The following is a 16,026-nucleotide window of genomic DNA, read 5'->3' on the forward strand; positions in this document are numbered from 1 at the left end:
TTGACCACCGGCCGGACATCCCACAACCCACCGAGGGGGGGTCCGACGCATCGGCCACCAAACCCTGGCCAGGAACCATAGCACAACCTGCCCGTGTGTTGTGGGGCGGATCGGAACATTCCGATCCGCCCCACACTTGCATGTGCCACAGCGTCCGATAGGCAAGTTGCTCGAAATCCCGGCGCGATCCCACGGTCAAGCACCGGCGCAACCCCACGGTGTACTACGAGTTGGCGGGCCCGCCGAACAGTGTTCTGCGCGCCTCAAGCACGTGCTCGGGCTTACCGGACGCTGCGACCTTGCCGCGGTGGAAGAGAACCGCATGATCGGCTTCTGCCGCAGCTTCTTCTCGGTGGGTGACTTCAACGATGGTGAGGTGCCCGAAGGTAGCTGCCAGGCCGTCCCGGATTTCTTTCTCCAGGGACGCGTTGAGGTTTGCCGTGAACTCATCGAGGATTAGGACCGAGGGTTCAGTAAGGAGGGCGCGTGCCAGGCAGATTCGCTGGCCCTGACCGCCCGACAGCTTCGATCCATCCTGGCCAACGCGGGTTTTCAGCCCGGCAGGCATGGCCTTCACTTCCTCATCGACCCGGGCAACCTTTAGGGCCTCCCAGACCTGCTCTTCTGTCGCATCGGGATGACCGAGGCGAACGTTCTCGATAATCGTCGAGTCCAACATCTGGTTCTTCTGCGAAACCAGGGCAATCCGCGAGCGCAGCGAGTCCGTGGTGAGGGAATTGATCGACGTACCGTCGACACGGATATCACCCTGTTCTGGATCGTCGAAGCGAAGGAGAAGCTGAACCGTTGTCGTCTTGCCCGATCCGGAGGGGCCGAGCAGGACGGTACGTTTGCCGGCGGGGGCTTCGATGGTGACATTGTCGAGTGCCGGGGGCACGTTCTCATCAGCCTCGCCGCTGTCCCCCGGATAACGGTAGGTGACACCTTCCCATGACAGTGCGGGTGCCCTATCGAGCCGTAGCTCATCGTTGCCGTCAGCGACGCGCTGGGGCTCGTGGCAGATCCGGTAGAGCCGGTGGGCGGCGGCGAGTGACCGGTCGAGAGAACCGACGGCCTCCTCGATCCCGCGCGGGCCTTCAAGGAAGCGAAGCGAGCCGACGGCTAGTGCACAGACAACCGCAATCGAGTAATCCCCCGCCAAGCCGACTGCGAGAATTGAGACGGTGACGATGATCGACAGGAAGGAGTTGAGGCCACGGCGGATTCCCGCGGAGCGGGCAGCCGACCGAGACTTCGTCGAGATCGTTTCACCAATCCGATCCATCTCCTCAAAGCGTTCCGTCTCGCGTCCGTAGCCAACGACTTCTTCGACTCCGAAGACGGAGTCGGTGACGTGGGCACTGAGGTCACCGCGAGCCGCGAGCGCCCCGTCCGCATGTGTCATCGCGCTCTTCGTTCCGATCAGGGGAACAACGAGGAGGGAGATGGCAAGGCAGACGGCTGGGATTGCCACGATCTCCCATCCGACCAGGGCGCCGGTGACGAGCAGTGTCGAGATCGGAACGACAAAGGCCGAGACGACCGGGGCGAAGGTGTGGGCGTAGACCACTTCGATGCGGTCAACATCCTTTGTGAGCGACGTCAGGACGTCACCCGACCTACTGCGGGTAACAATGCTCGGGGCCTTTGGCCACAGGACCGAGAAGGCGTGGCCGCGGAGAATCTCGAGCGCCTTGAAGGCCACGTAGTGGCCGGTGAACTGCTCGAGGTAGTAGAAGGTTGCCTTGCCGAGGGCAAGCACAATAAGAAGGACAAGTGACGGAACAACGCTGCGACCATCAACCGCGGCCGAAACGATCGCCCATCCCGCGATCCCAAAGATCAGGAGTTCCAGGGCCTGCTTGATGATGCGGAAAAGGGTGGAGACATAGAGTGGCCCGTGCACGGGCTTCGTAATCGACGTGAGCCACGACAGGAGCTTCCAAGTCGACGGCCTCTCCGCGGCCGTCTCAGCAGTCACGCGAGTTGCCATCTTGTCAGTATCTCTTGCTGTGACGTTGTCATTCTCTGCACCCATCTTGCTGGTGGGGATGTTGGCGCTCCGTTTCATCGGGCCACCTCGCTAACCTTGGCTAGCGTGCCGTCTGACATTTCCCACACGCTGTCCGCAAGCCGGAGCATCGAGGGGCGGTGGGTGATGATGAGAATGCTGAGCTGACCGCGCAGGTCATCGATCGCATCAATAATCTTGGCTTCCGATTCCATGTCCACATGAGAGGTGGGTTCGTCGAGAAGAAGGATGTTCCTGCCTGACAGCAGGGCGCGGGCGAGCGACAGGCGCTGGGCTTGGCCGCCGGACAGCATGGAGGCACGCTCACCGACTTCGGTGAGCAGTCCTTGCGGCATGTACTTCACGTCCTGCTCAACATTCGCCCGTTTCAGGGCTTCCCACATCTCCTCCTCCGACGCATCGGGTTTGCCGATGCGGAGGTTGTCGGCGATTGTTCCCGTGAACATCCAGGTGCTCTGGGAAACTCCGGCGGTAAGTGACCTTGTCTCCGACGCAGTCAGCGCCGAAAGGTCTCTGCCGCCAACGAAGATGGTGCCGCCCTGGGGTGGGAGAGCGCCCTTGAGCAGCGACAGGAGTGTGGACTTGCCGGAACCCGAAGGGCCGATAATTGCGGCGGTTTCTCCCCTCGGCAAGGTCAGGTCAATTCCGTGAAGGACCTCGCCGCGACCGTAATCGTAGCGGACCCCTGACAGGTCGATTGCGAAAGCAGACTCCGATATATCTGCTGTTGCGTCTCCGACTCGCTTCGGCGCGGCAGGCTGAGAGTCAAGGTAGCGGCGGATAGCTCGTTCGGATGCTATACCACCCATGCCGATGTAGAAGAAGCCTGCGATCTGGCCAAGAGGCTCCAAAAGGAGAGTGAGGAGAAGAATGACTGTGACAGCCTCGCCCCCATCGATCGCACCGACATTCATTCGCGTTGCCGTAAGGAAAACGATCCAGCAGATCAGAAGAAGGGAGGCGATACCGTCAATGACGATGATGACAATCTGGTTGCCGGCCAGCAGCTTCATGATCGCACCGCGGTTCGCTTCACCATTGTCCCGAAGCTTTTTCTCAATCCGGGGACCGGCTCCAAAGATCCTGATCGTCACAAGATTGCGGATCGCATCAAGATAATTGCTGGTGAGCCGGGCGCGCTCAGCACGAGAGTTGCTCGACACCTTGCGGAACAGTTTGAGGAAACCCATGACAATCAGGGGAATGAGTGGGCACACGATCAGTCCGCCCAGGCCAATGATGGGGTCGATGGCGATGGCAACGTAGCCGAGGGTGAGGATCGGAATGCTGAAAGCGGCGATCGTTGAACCAAAGTAGACCTGCCGGTATTCAGTCACCCGTTCGGCACTGTCCGTCATCATCCCAATGAGACGGCCCGACGTGAACTCATGGGTGGCATTCTTCGGCAGCTCGGATTGACGGAATACGGTCGCCAGGAGACCGCTACGGATCCGCCGCTCCTCAGCCCGGGCCTCACGGCCCGCGCAATCGGCCTCGAGGACAGCGCAAACACCCACCAGGAGCCCGAGAACAAGCGCACCAATCCAGGTTCCGGAGGGAATCTCGTTACCGACGAGAGCGTCTCCGACGGCCGATCCAAGAAGGACAAGGGCCGCCGCGGTGAGGATCGCCGACAGGAGCCGGAGCCCCGCCACGACCTTGACGGCCCGTTGGCCTCGCTCCGAAATAACCGGAGTTTTCTTCTGCTTCACAAACAAGCTCCTTGAGAGATCACCGGAATTCAATCCGACATCCCATCCAGCACCCTCCCCGCCGAACGCTACGACGGTTTGGCTCCGGGCGCTCCCGCCCCCACCGACTCATCGGAACCCAAAAGCTCGATACAGGGCAGGGAGGGTGCGCCATTCCTACGACCCGCGGGGCGGGCCAATCCTCACTCCAACCTAGGCATTGCCCAATCTGGAATCAATCAACCCGCCACGCATCGAAGTGACAGGCAACAGGCCAACCACTCTACTAATGAGAACGTTAATCACTCTATCATTATTCGTGATGATCCCGCCTTCCCTGACGCGCTTTGCCAGGCACCTGACAGGACATCGACCGCACTGCGCGACCGTCTCGTTCACCCAGCGCCACCACCCTCAGTCTCTGACCGGGATGACGCTGTCTTTCTTTTGCGCTGGGCCGCGGCGTTTTTCTTGCCCGCAACTGTCTCCTTGCGCAGTTCGCACCTAGACTGGTGGGAATTCACCGACCATGAGGAGCCCCAATGAATCCCCACTACTTCACTCTCGACCGGGAGCCGGCCTTGGAGTTCGTGAAGGAACAGGGAGCGGGAACGCTCGTCACTGCCAGAGCCGACGGAACGATTGATGCGACTGTTATGCCGATCGTGTTCCGCGGGGACAACCTGATCATGCACATGGCTCGGTTCAACGATCACTGGAAGAGCTCCGACTTCCCGCGTGCCGCCGCCATGATCTTCACCGGGGCACACGACTACATCACCTCCCGCGACTACGACCTGCCGGAAGGAGTTTCCGTTGCCTCAACATGGGATTACACGCAGGTCGTTATCCACGGCGAAGTCACCGTTCTCGACGATCGGGAATGGGTCCGGGAAGCCGCCGTTGAGCTCACGGCACTGTGGGATAAAGAGGAGGCGGAGAACCTCGAGGAGACGTACCTGGAGCGCGCCTCCAAAGCCATCGTTGGCATTTCGATGACGATCGACCGGATCGAAGGTAAAGCCAAGCTGTCCCAGAACCGCCTACCGGGCGAACGCGCCAAGATCTCGTCAACTCTGCGGGATAGGGGGACCGAAAGAGCATCGAAGCTTGCCGAGGATATTGATGCAGCACCGTCAACGGCACGCAGGGTTCCTTTCCTTGGCGGGCTACACGCCGCAAAGAAGAACAACCCTCCGCTCGCGCACTAACGACCCACGTCCCCCCTCCCCTAACCAAGAGAAAGCAACAGGGCGGCTGGGCAAGGCGACCGGATGGGGCGATGCAAAAACACCGGGCAACGCAATCGCACGAGGCAAAGCCATGAGGCAAAGCTACGAGGCTATAAGACCTTAAAGTTTCTCCGGCCTGTCACGCCGCGGGCGTACCGACTGCGCGTGGATATGCGGTCTCCATTAGCATCGGGATATGACGAATCCTCTTTTGAGCACATCCACTCTTCCCTACGGCGTGCCGGACTGGGCCATGATTAAGCCCGAGCACATTCTGCCTGCCGCTCGCCAAGCAATGGCTGCTGAGCGAATGGTGTGGGACGAGATTGCGACGAATACCGAACCCGCCACGGTCGAGAACACCGTGGTTCCCTTCGATGAGTCGGCTGAAGAACTCGAACGAGTTCTCTCCCCCGCCTTCACCCTCTTCTCGTCCGTTGGTGGCGATGAGCTCGACGCCATCCAGGCAGAGATCGGCCCGGAACTTTCCGCACACGAGAACGCCTTCTGGCTCGACCGTAGACTGTTCGATCGCTTCAACACCATCGATCTGAGCAACGCTGACGAGGAGACAACCTACTTTGTTTCCGACATTCTCAAGAAGTTCCGCCTGAACGGCATCGACCTATCCTCCGAGGACCAGGAGGTTCTCAAGGAAATCGATGCCAAGCTTTCCGAGCTCAACATTCAGTTTGGCCAGCGGGCCGTTAAGGCCATGAGGGACAATGCGCTGACCGTGACCGATCGCGCGGACCTTGCCGGGCTATCCGAGGAGCAGATTGCCTCCTACCAGCAAGACGACGGCACATACTCCCTGCCGCTCCTCAACTTCACGAACCAGCCGCTTCAGGCGCAGCTGACCAAGCCCGAAACCCGACGCGCGCTTCTGGCGGCGTCAACGAGCCGCGGCCTTGGTGCCCGCGAGTCGTCAGATACTCGCCAAATCGTCATCGAGATCGCCACCCTGCGCGCCCGCAAGGCCGCTCTGCTTGGCATGCCGCACCACTCGGAGGTTGTTGCCCAGCGCGGCATGGCAAAGGAGTCGCAGGCCATCATCAACCTGCTGACCACCGTGGCCGCAAAGGCGGTTGCCGCAGTGGACCGCGAAGTAGACGAATTAAGGCCGCTCGCCGAAGCCGACGAGGCGGGGAACGGCCTCTATGCTGGCGACCTCACCTACTACCAGGAGAAGCTCCGCGGGCAGGTCGCCGTCGACGATGCTGCTCTGAAGCCATACCTGGCTCTCAGCAACGTTGTCGAGAAGGGCATCTTCTACGCGGCGGAGAAACTGTTCGGCCTGACGTTCACGCCCCGCCCCGACATTGCAGGTTACGTCGACTCCATCCAAACCTGGGAAGTGTTCGATGAGTCCGGCGAAGCGATCGGTCTATTCCAGGCGGACTTCTACAACCGTCCCGGCAAAAACGGCGGGGCATGGATGCATTCGATTGTTTCCCAGTCGCGCCGTGCCGGCACCAAGCCTGTCATCATGAACAACTCGAACTTCGACGAGCCTGCCGAGGGACAGGATCTGCTCCTCACCTGGGATCAGGTTGAAACTGTCTTCCACGAGTTCGGCCACGCCCTCCACGGTCTCCTGTCCGACACCCACTACGTGTCGACCGCCGGCACGTCCGTTCCTCGCGACTTCGTTGAACTTCCCAGTCAGCTCAACGAGATGTGGTCCTACCATCCCGCCGTTCTCGCACAGTACGCCGTTCACCACGAGACCGGTGCGCCCCTTCCCGCAGATCTGGCCCAAAAGCTCTCTGCTTCGAAGACCTTCGGTCAGGGCTTTGCCACGACCGAGTTCCTCGCATCGGCCCTTCTCGACCAGGCATGGCACCGCCTCACCGCGGACGAAGTACCAACTGTTGACGAGATTGAGGCTTTCGAGGAGAGGGCGCTGAAGGAACTTGCCGTCCACCACGACCTGGTTCCGCCCCGCTACCGGAGCACCTATTTCAGCCACACCTTCTCGGGCGGCTACGATGCTGGCTACTACTCGTACATGTGGGCAGAGGTTCTTGTCGCCGATATTGAGCAGTGGTTCGGAACAGAAGCAGCGAAGAATGATGGTGGCCTCAATCGCGAAGCCGGCGACATTCTCCGTAACGAACTCATGTCACGCGGCGGTTCCCGCGACCCCATGGAATCGTTCAAGGCGGTACGTGGCCGCGAGCCCCGCGCCGAGGCACTCCTCGAACGCCGCGGGCTCAACTAAGAAACAAATAGCTCTAGGCGCTAGATCGTAAACGGGGGCTTACTCTCTGGCGCCACATACTAACGAAGCCGGTGCGGGCATCAGTCCGTACCGGCTTCCGTTCTCAAATGCCCCATCCGTCCTCCCGCAGAGCACCGTCACTGACTGGAAGTCATGAAGCCCCGGCGACGTGGGATCACAAGAGGATCTGGTGGAATTTGGACCGGGCGATCAGTCTCCGACTTATCGCGCCCGAACGTTTCGTGCCGGTATCACGGCTAGTTCGCCGTCCTCTAGCGTGAGGACACGGATCGGCCAGTCGTAGATCGCAGACAGCCGTTCCGAGGTAAGCACTTCGTGCGGAGGTCCGTAGGACACGATCTTGCCGTCATGCATGAGAGAAATGAGATCGCAGTAGGCTGCAGCAAGCTGAATATCATGCATAACCGCGACGACAGTTTTTCCCTCTTCGGCTAGCCGCACGCACGTGGCCATCGTGCGTTCCTGGTGGGACACATCCAGGGCTGCTGTCGGTTCGTCAAGGAACACGATCGAGGCATCCTGGGCGAGAACGCGGGCGAGCGTCACTCTTGCCGATTCGCCACCGGACAGACTCGTAATGTCCCTGCCCGCCATGTCCCCCACCCTGGTGTGGGCCATGGCAGCGTCGATGATCAAATCGTTTTCTTCATCCCCCGTATCCCAGCTGGCCCTGCCCATGGCGACAATGTCTCGGACGAGGTAGGCGAAGGGGAAGTCGCTGGCCTGCGGCATAACAGCCCGCGTGCGAGCAAGCTCTTTACGCGTGTACTCACCAATCGACTGGTCGTTGAGAAGCACTTCGCCACCAGACGGTTGCATGTCTCCCGTTAAGACACCGAGGAGGGTGGATTTGCCGGTGCCGTTGGGTCCCAGCAGGCCAACAACCTTCCCGGGTTCGACGTCAATATTAACGTCGTCCAGTATCTGCTTGGTTCCGTACGAGAACGAAATGTTACGGGCGCTGACCGTCATGATCTTCTCCTGCCGCCGTGAAGATTCCTGCGGAGCAGGACAAAGAAGATGGGGCCGCCAACAAGGGCGGTGAAGATACCGATCGGCAGATCCTGGAAGTTCACGATCGTCCGGGCCACCAGGTCAGAGCCGGTGATAAGAAGTGCGCCACCCAGAAGCGAAGCTGGGATGAGATAACGGTTCAGGGGGCCCAGAGCGAGCCGCATGATGTGGGGGACGATGAGCCCAACGAATGCGATAACACCGGCGTAGGACACCGCCATGGCCGTGAGCAAAGTGGCGAGGACAATCGCGGTGCCGCGGAGTAGCTGAACGTTGATACCAACGTGCCCGGCGGCCTTCTCACCGAGTGCAAGAATATCGAGGCGGCGAGAGATGAGTAGCGCACCAACGAGGGCTATGGCGACAACCGAGCCAACGATCCACACCTGATCCCAGGTGGCGGCGTTCAGCGAACCCATCTGCCAGAACACAATCTGGTCGCGGGCCGTGCTGGGAGCAATATAGGTGGCGATCGATGTCAGTGCGGTACAGACCGCGGTGACGGCAATACCGGTGAGAACAAGGGTGAGCGGTTCGGTCTTACCATCGTGTAGCGACAGCACATACACGACGAAGGCGGCAATGCCACCGGTAATGAAAGCGGCAAGCGGAACAGCGTAGCCGCCGAGCGCAAACGGGAAGAACACGATCGCGCTCGAAGCGCCAACGGCGGCACCCGAGGAGACTCCGATAATGCCGGGCTCGGCGAGCGGGTTCGAGAACACCGCCTGCATGATCGCCCCCGCAACCGCGAGCGCCGCACCCACAAGAACGCCAAGAGCGATGCGTGGCAGGCGAATGTTCCATAGCGTTGCCGTGTCGAGCGGATCATCAAGGGGTGCAGCAAGGCCGAAACGAGCAAAGAAACCCTGAATAACCTCGGCCGGAGCCAGCGAGTACTGGCCGATTGCCGCCGAGAGAATAATGAGTATCAGCAGGGCAACGCCGGTGATCCCAAAGGTGAGAACGCGGCGCTTCTTCCTACGTTCGATTCCGTCCCGTGCCGCCGGTACCGACACTTTGGTCTTGACCTGTGTGCTCACGCCGCGTCATCGACCCCGTACAGTGCCCTGGCTACCGCGAGGAAGACCTCCGCGGTTTGGGGTCCGAAGGACAGGGACATGCCGTCGGGGATGGCAATGATGCGCTGGTTCTTTCCAGCCGTTGTGTCTGAGATACCGGGGCGAGCGAGTAGCCCGTCAACACCGTTGGTCGATTCCAGCCCATCCGTCATCGTAAAGATCGCGTCCGGGTTCAGCAGGAGAAGGGATTCTGCGTTGGCTGGCACGGTCCCACTAATCCCGTTCTCGGAAGCAATGTCGTTGGCGCCGATGCTTTCGATCAGAGCGGAGGTGCCATTGTCGGAACCAAAAATGAAGAAAACACCGGCGGTGCCGCGAACGTAGAGGAATGCGACATCCATCGGCTCCTCGGGAGCCCACGCTGAGATCTCCTCAATGGCCGCGTCGACACTCGCTTCGGTGCTTTCCACGAGTGCCTCGCCCGCTTCCGGAACACCCAGGGCCTCCGCCACCTCCATCATCCGGTCCGAATTCGTTTCCAACGTGTGGTCCGGATCGGTGAAGACAACCGGGATGCCGGAGTCGCTGAGCTGCTGGAGTACCTCGGGCGGACCGATCGTTCGGTCGGCAATGATCAGCGTGGGACGCAGGTTGAGGATCGCCTCGGCATTCAGCGAATGGCCCTCCGCGGTGACGACAGGCAGATCAGCGAGCTGCTCTTCGGTGGACGAGATGGAACGACCAACGATCGAATCACCATGGCCAAGGGCAATGACAGTACGGGTCAGTGATCCCGACAGGTCGAGCGCCAGGATCCGCGACGTGTCGGTCACCGTCACCTCGTTGCCCTCATGGTCAACTACGGTGACAGGCAGTTCCTGGCTGAAGTCTCCCTCAATCGGCTGCGGGTCCGGCAGTTCCGGAACTTCAGAAACTCCCGTGAGTGAGTACGGATCTGGCAGATCAAGATCCTCCGCTCCTTCTTCACCATCGGACGACGAATCGTCGGTTGGTTCCCCTACCCCATCATCGGTGTGCTCTGCGTCAGTCCCGGTTGCAGTCTCGGTAGCCTGCTCGGTTGCGGTTTCCTCAGCCGTTTGGGTGGGTGTGGAGGTAGGCGCTTCCGAATCGGTATCAGATCCGCAAGCACCAAGAAGAAGGACGGACACGAGTCCGAGAGCGAAGAATCTTTTCATTGTCACTTTCCTGCCAAGCGGCCCGCGTGTGCGGGCCGCTTGAGCAATGTTAGGCGTTGACCCTGCGAGCTCTCAGGGCTGCCATTCCCAGCATGACGAGGATGAGTCCGCCGAGGGCAAGCCCTGCCGAGGACGCACCCGTGTAAGCGAGGTTGCCGTATGCATCGTATGTCTTCAGCTCACCCGTCTCCGCATCGTAAACCGTTGCCGGGGTGAGGTTCACAGATGTCGTGAGCGGTGCCAGCTGAATGCCTGCCTCGTAGAAGCCAGCAAACGCATTTGCACCTGCCGACGTGAGAACAACCGATGAGGTGGTGAAGCTCAGGGACGAGTTCGTCGATGAGACGTTCGACAGCGTGAGGTTCGCAAAGTGGACCCGGCCGTGATCGGTCACGTTACCGTCCATGTTCGACGACTGAACCGTCAAGTACAGCGCAGCACTATTACCGTTCACAACGATCGACGGGTTCGACATGGTCAGCTTCAGCAGGTCATCGTGACCCGAGAAGTTGATCGTTCCGCCGTAGTGGATCTCACCGGTACGAGCATCCGTGTCGTAAAGACCGCCGCGGGCCGGGAACACGAAAGTCGAGCCGTTCCAGGTGACTCCACCCGACGTTGTCCAACCGCCGTTCGCGACAGCGGAACGGATGTAGGTGGTGAACGACTGGCGCACGCCCCACTGGAGGTTACCGCTCGTCACCCGCGTCTTGGTCGGATCGATCTCCTGGGTGCGGTCAACAACTGTCTCCTCGGGAGTCGGCGTGACAGGTGCGAGCGGCGGAGGCGTCATACCACCGGTTGAACCACCGGCAGAGCCATCGTTCGAGCCATCATTTGAGCCACCCGTTGCCGGGGGCAGCGTCGACTCTTCATCGGCGAGCGCCACCGAGATCGGGGCCAGCTGCTCCCCGGGCTTGTAGAACTTCTCGAACGCCTCTGAACCGGTAGCGGTCAGCGTGGCCTTTTCAAAGGAGAGCATTGAGACATCATCCGTGGTTGAGACCTTCGGGGCGGACAGGTTGGCAAGAACAACGCGCTTGAGTGCGGGGATCTCGCCGGGAGCGGCCGAGGAGTTAAGGCTCCTCGAGGCCACATCGGCCGTGAGTTGCCAGGAGCCACCGTTCTTCTCGATCGTGGGCTTGGCGATAACAATGCGAAGCAGATCGTTATGTCCACGGAAGTCGACGGAGCCATCGAACTTCACCGAAGTCAGGTTATCGACATCAATGTCCTGTCCCTCAGCGAGCGGGAACCGGAATGTGCCTGTCACCCCCTCGGACGTCGTCCAGCCGCCCTGGGCGATCGAGCTCTTGAGGTAGGTGAGGAAGCTCTCCTTCACACGCCAATCGAGTGCGCCCTGGCCGATAGCGGCAGGCTGGTCCGGCTCCACCGGGTCGACCGGATCCACCGGGTCGACCGGGTCGACCGGGTCGACGGGTTCCTGAACAACGGAGGAAGGATTGACGGTGATGCTCATGGGAGCAAGCTCGGTACCCGGCTCGTAGCTACCGAGAACGAAGGCGGTGCCCTCCCCGGACGTGACCGACTCCGAGGTGATTATGACGGTTCCGTCTTCGGCCTGTGCGATCTCAACATCGGCCAGGCGAGCAAAGTCTTCGACGAGGACGGGACTATCCGCCCAGCCGTTCTCCGCACCAATGAGCGAACCCTTGGCGGTCAGCGACATGGTTGCAGTCTCAACATCGGTGAAGGTAATGACCGGGTCGGTGAAATCAATGTTGAGTACACCGCCATGGGCATTGAGGTTGAGCGTGCCGACGAACTCGAGTGCACCCGGGTTCTCGGGGTCGAACTTGGTGTCGTCAGAAAGGGTGTAGTTGAGGATGTCGGTGCCCCAGGCGCCATCACATCCATTCAGCTCACCGCCGCCACGCGGGCTCAGCAGATAACCAAGGAAAGACTCCTTCAGCCCCCACCCCAGGTAACCGGGGGTGGCATCCAGATCAGCCGGAGCAGCATCCGGGCCGCACACAGGAACTTCATCAACGGGGTCCTCTTCAGCAGGCGCAACAACCGAAGCTTCGTTGATAGTGATCGAGATCGGTGCGAGTTCTGTGCCTGCCGGGTACGCACCGAGAATTGCCTGGGTGCCGGCATCCGAGGTCACCGAATCAGACACCACCGTTACGGAACCATCGTCGTTGGTCGTAATCTCCACGTTGCCGAGGCGAGCAAAATCGTCGTAGACAACGGGAGTGTCGAGCCACTGGCCGCCCTGACCCCCGACGGTGCCTGCGGCACCGATCGACATGACTGCGGTCTGCGAATCCGTGAACGTGATCGTGGGGCTCGCAAAGTTCAGGTTCAGGCCACCGTTGTGGGCATACAGATTAACGGTGCCATCGAATTCGAGTACATCCGGCTTCTCGGGGTCGAACTTGGTGTCGTCAGAAAGGGTGTAGTTGAGGATGTCGGTGCCCCAGGCGCCATCACATCCATTCAGCTCACCGCCGCCACGCGGGCTCAGCAGATAACCAAGGAAAGACTCCTTCAGCCCCCACCCCAGGTAACCGGGGGTGGCATCCAGATCAGCCGGAGCAGCATCCGGGCCGCACCCTGGAAGCGTGGGAGCCGGCGGCTCTACCGTTTCCGTCGCGAGGGTCATGCTGATCGGATCAAGCTCGTCTCCGGCCTTGTAGAACCCACCGAAAGCCTTCACGCCCTCATCGGTCAGCGTCGCGGATTCAAAGGACACCAAGATACTGTCCTCACCTTCGGTGATAACGGGAGCCGATAGCGTCGCGAGCTCCACCCGACCGTAGTCGATGAGGTCACCCTGCACCGTGGTGCTGACAAACTCGCGGCCCTGCGCCTCAACGGTGAGAACGGGCGACGACCCAGCAAAGGAAATAATGGGGTCAGCGAACGATAGATCAAGAACCTCATCGTGAGCATGGAAGCGAACACTGCCATCAAATGTAAGTTCACCGAGATTATCTGCGTCAATTTCAGCACCGGCGACAACCGGCCAGGAGAACCCGGAATCGGTGCGGGTAACACCGTCCATCTCCCAACCGCCACCAGCGAACGGGCTGGAGATGTAGCCGACAAAACTCGACTTCACACCCCAATCCATGGTTCCGCCAGCAATCGTCGTCGTCGGCTCAGTATCGGCAGCCGGCTGAGCCGAATCAGCCTGAGCCACAGGGGCTAGCATGAACGTGCCAGCAAGAAGAGCCGCGGCAGAAACACCGGAGGTGAATCTCCGTCGAAGTGATGTGGGCATTGAAGTCCTTTCAGCTGCACATCGAGAAATTAGGTAAGCCTTACCTCCGTCTCACGTTAGGTCATTCAGACTGAATTAAGCAAACCAAAAGTGCGTAATTATAAGACACGGCACACGCAGATAAAGCATTGAGAAAAGTCAATAACAAAGCCGAATCGCACCGATCAGACACTCTGTCTGATCAATTCTAAAAACGGGCTATATTTATTTTTATACCGCATATTTCAATGTTAATATGCAATCATCTTGCCTCGTTACGTGCGCCACCAGCGCCTCGTTGGGCCCATTATCCCGAATATTCCCGGAACTCCCCTTTGGAATTGTGGTTAATATTGGATACCAGGAGGTTCAATGATCCCGCACTACTTCGCCCTCGACGATGACGAGAAGATGGCAGTTGTCAGGGAACAAGGCGCTGGGAACCTGGTGACAGCCCGGCCGGACGGAACAATTGATTCCACGCTCCTCCCCGTCGTTTTCAAGGACGATCGCATCATGCTCCACATGTCACGTTTCAATGAGCACTGGCGGCAGATCACAAAACCGACGCCGGCAACCATGATCTTCACAGGAGCACATGGCTTCGTTAACTCGCGGGAATACACGGTGGAGGTCGGCAAGTCCGTCGCTTCCACGTGGGACTACACCCAGGTCAAGATCCACGGCACCCTGACAGTCAACAACGAGCCCGACTTCGTTCGTGAAGCAGTCCTTGCTCTTACCGCCGAGTGGGACGCCGACCAGGCCGAGTCGATGGATGAGAGATACTTGGCTAGAGCAACCAGGGCGATCGTGGGGTTGAGCATGACCGTGGATCGTATCGAAGGCAAAGCCAAGCTCTCTCAGAACAAGCTACCCCAGGAGCGTGAGCGGATCGCCCAGACCCTTCGAGAGCAGGGCAGCTACCGAGCTTTGGCTCTCGCGGCCGATATTGAGGCCGCCCCCTCGAAGGCTCGCCGCGTTCCATTCCTCGGCGGCCTCAAGAACAAGCAAGCCAGCTAATAACACCCTCACGAGAGCCCCCGGCAGGTTATCCTTCGCTCGGGGGCTCTGAATAACGGGGCACTTAATGCCGGGCTCTTTATAACTGCGCGGGATTCTCCCCTTGTCTCGGACGTATGTTCTTCTGCTCCCCCTATAAACAACCCAAAGCAATCAGTTCCTCCCATCCCCGTCCGCGTGACTCGGACACCCCGCGTGGATTCATCTATAGGGTGAGAAGAGAAACCTGTTCACGTATTGAACGGATGAGAAGTGACCACTCATTATCTAAGCAAGGACAGTGGGACCAACGGTTTCCATACGCACCTACATCCTGAGCTTCGAATCGCACCGGGAACGGGAGAGAAGATCACGTTCGAAACGGACGATGAAGCGTATAGGCAAATGCACGAGTTTAAGGCGATGGACAAGGTAACAGCGACCATTAACCCGCTGACCGGCCCCGTCTATGTGGAAGGTGCCCAGCCCGGCGACGTTCTTGCAGTTACCATTCACGACATCAGCTTCCCTTCGAAGGTTGCCTGGTCCGTTTACCTGCCCGGCGCAGGAGCTCTAGCGAGGCCGATGGGAAATGAGTTCTACACACGAGAAATCGGCCTCACCGACACGCATGCACAGCTCACAGACAAGGTCTCCGTGCCAATCGAACCAATGATTGGATGCATCGGCGTTGCCGCCGCCGACGTCACCATGTCAACGGTTATGCCCTCCTACCCAACGGGCGGGAACATGGATCTTCCCGATGTCACGATAGGCTCCACCGTCTACCTCCCAATTGAAGTTAAGGGAGCGCTCCTCTACCTCGGCGACCTGCACGCAGTCATGTCCCGCGGCGAATCATCCTTCGTGGCTATCGAAGCTGCCGGCGAGGCAACCGTTTCTATCGACCTCATTAAAGAATCCTCTGGCTCAATCATGCGTCTCCGTGCTCCAAGGGTAGAAACCGCCAGCGAAATCATTACGGTCGGACTTGGTGACCCCGTCCAGAACTCCATCATCATGGCCTACGAATCCCTGTTCGACATCCTGACCACGGATCATGGACTCACGAACGAGGACGCCTACACGATTATGTCCGCCTCAGCCCATACGGAGCTGGGAGGCCCGACAGGCTCCCGAAATCCGGATCCCCTGCACCCCTTCCGAGCTATCGGTGCCGTGACGCTCGCACGCATCGAGAAGCAGTACCTCACCTAACCCTGCAGCGCTTCACATCAGCACCCGAGCAAACCAGAACAAAGGGATAAACAAGTAAGGCCCAGGACTGAGTCCTGGGCCTTACTGATGATTAAATGGCGGCGGTGTCCTACTCTCCCACACCCTCCCGAGTGCAGTACCATCG

The 16,026-nt window shown here is 59.7% G+C and carries 10 protein-coding genes; 4 read left to right on the forward strand and 6 right to left on the reverse strand.

Annotation, left to right across the window (positions count from 1 at the left end):
- Positions 1–223: 223 nt before the first annotated feature.
- The gene (locus tag ACTHUY_RS09085; protein ID WP_441654161.1) at positions 224–2,071 is read right to left on the reverse strand and encodes an ABC transporter ATP-binding protein; all 1,848 of its coding nucleotides are present in this window, start codon (positions 2,069–2,071) and stop codon (positions 224–226) included.
- The gene (locus ACTHUY_RS09090) at positions 2,068–3,744 is read right to left on the reverse strand and encodes an ABC transporter ATP-binding protein/permease (RefSeq protein WP_441654162.1); all 1,677 of its coding nucleotides are present in this window, start codon (positions 3,742–3,744) and stop codon (positions 2,068–2,070) included. Before ACTHUY_RS09090 ends, ACTHUY_RS09085 begins: the two co-directional genes overlap by 4 nt.
- Before the next feature lie 521 nt (positions 3,745–4,265).
- Here ACTHUY_RS09090 and ACTHUY_RS09095 point away from each other — a divergent pair.
- Entirely contained in the window at positions 4,266–4,934 is a 669-nt protein-coding gene (locus tag ACTHUY_RS09095) for an FMN-binding negative transcriptional regulator (protein ID WP_441654163.1), read from the forward strand.
- A gap of 217 nt (positions 4,935–5,151) precedes the next feature.
- On the forward strand, positions 5,152–7,179 hold the full coding sequence (locus ACTHUY_RS09100) for a M3 family metallopeptidase (protein WP_441678567.1): 2,028 nt from the start codon (positions 5,152–5,154) through the stop codon (positions 7,177–7,179).
- A 222-nt stretch (positions 7,180–7,401) separates the two neighbouring features.
- On the opposite strand, the gene ACTHUY_RS09105 is transcribed toward ACTHUY_RS09100, so the two are convergent.
- The 4 genes from ACTHUY_RS09105 to ACTHUY_RS09120 are packed head-to-tail and all read right to left on the reverse strand — an operon-like array spanning position 7,402 to position 13,682.
- Positions 7,402–8,172: a heme ABC transporter ATP-binding protein gene (locus ACTHUY_RS09105; RefSeq protein ID WP_441654165.1), complete on the reverse strand. Its 771-nt coding sequence runs from the start codon at positions 8,170–8,172 to the stop codon at positions 7,402–7,404.
- Complete coding sequence (locus tag ACTHUY_RS09110) at positions 8,169–9,257, reverse strand: FecCD family ABC transporter permease (protein ID WP_441654166.1); 1,089 nt, start codon at positions 9,255–9,257, stop codon at positions 8,169–8,171. The genes ACTHUY_RS09105 and ACTHUY_RS09110 overlap by 4 nt, the downstream gene beginning before the upstream one ends.
- Positions 9,254–10,432, reverse strand: a complete 1,179-nt coding sequence (locus ACTHUY_RS09115) for a heme/hemin ABC transporter substrate-binding protein (RefSeq protein WP_441654167.1) — start codon at positions 10,430–10,432, stop codon at positions 9,254–9,256. The genes ACTHUY_RS09110 and ACTHUY_RS09115 overlap by 4 nt, the downstream gene beginning before the upstream one ends.
- 49 nt (positions 10,433–10,481) lie before the next feature.
- Complete coding sequence (locus tag ACTHUY_RS09120) at positions 10,482–13,682, reverse strand: HtaA domain-containing protein (RefSeq protein WP_441678569.1); 3,201 nt, start codon at positions 13,680–13,682, stop codon at positions 10,482–10,484.
- Positions 13,683–14,033: 351 nt separating this feature from the next.
- On the opposite strand from ACTHUY_RS09120, the gene ACTHUY_RS09125 reads away from it, so the two are divergent.
- Positions 14,034–14,684 (forward strand): FMN-binding negative transcriptional regulator, encoded by a 651-nt coding sequence (locus tag ACTHUY_RS09125; protein WP_441678571.1) that lies wholly within the window; start codon positions 14,034–14,036, stop codon positions 14,682–14,684.
- 252 nt (positions 14,685–14,936) lie between these two features.
- The gene (locus ACTHUY_RS09130; protein ID WP_441678573.1) at positions 14,937–15,881 is read left to right on the forward strand and encodes an acetamidase/formamidase family protein; all 945 of its coding nucleotides are present in this window, start codon (positions 14,937–14,939) and stop codon (positions 15,879–15,881) included.
- Positions 15,882–16,026: the final 145 nt, after the last annotated feature.

The organism is Flaviflexus sp. (genome assembly GCF_052087705.1).
Classification (GTDB): domain Bacteria; phylum Actinomycetota; class Actinomycetes; order Actinomycetales; family Actinomycetaceae; genus Flaviflexus; species Flaviflexus ciconiae.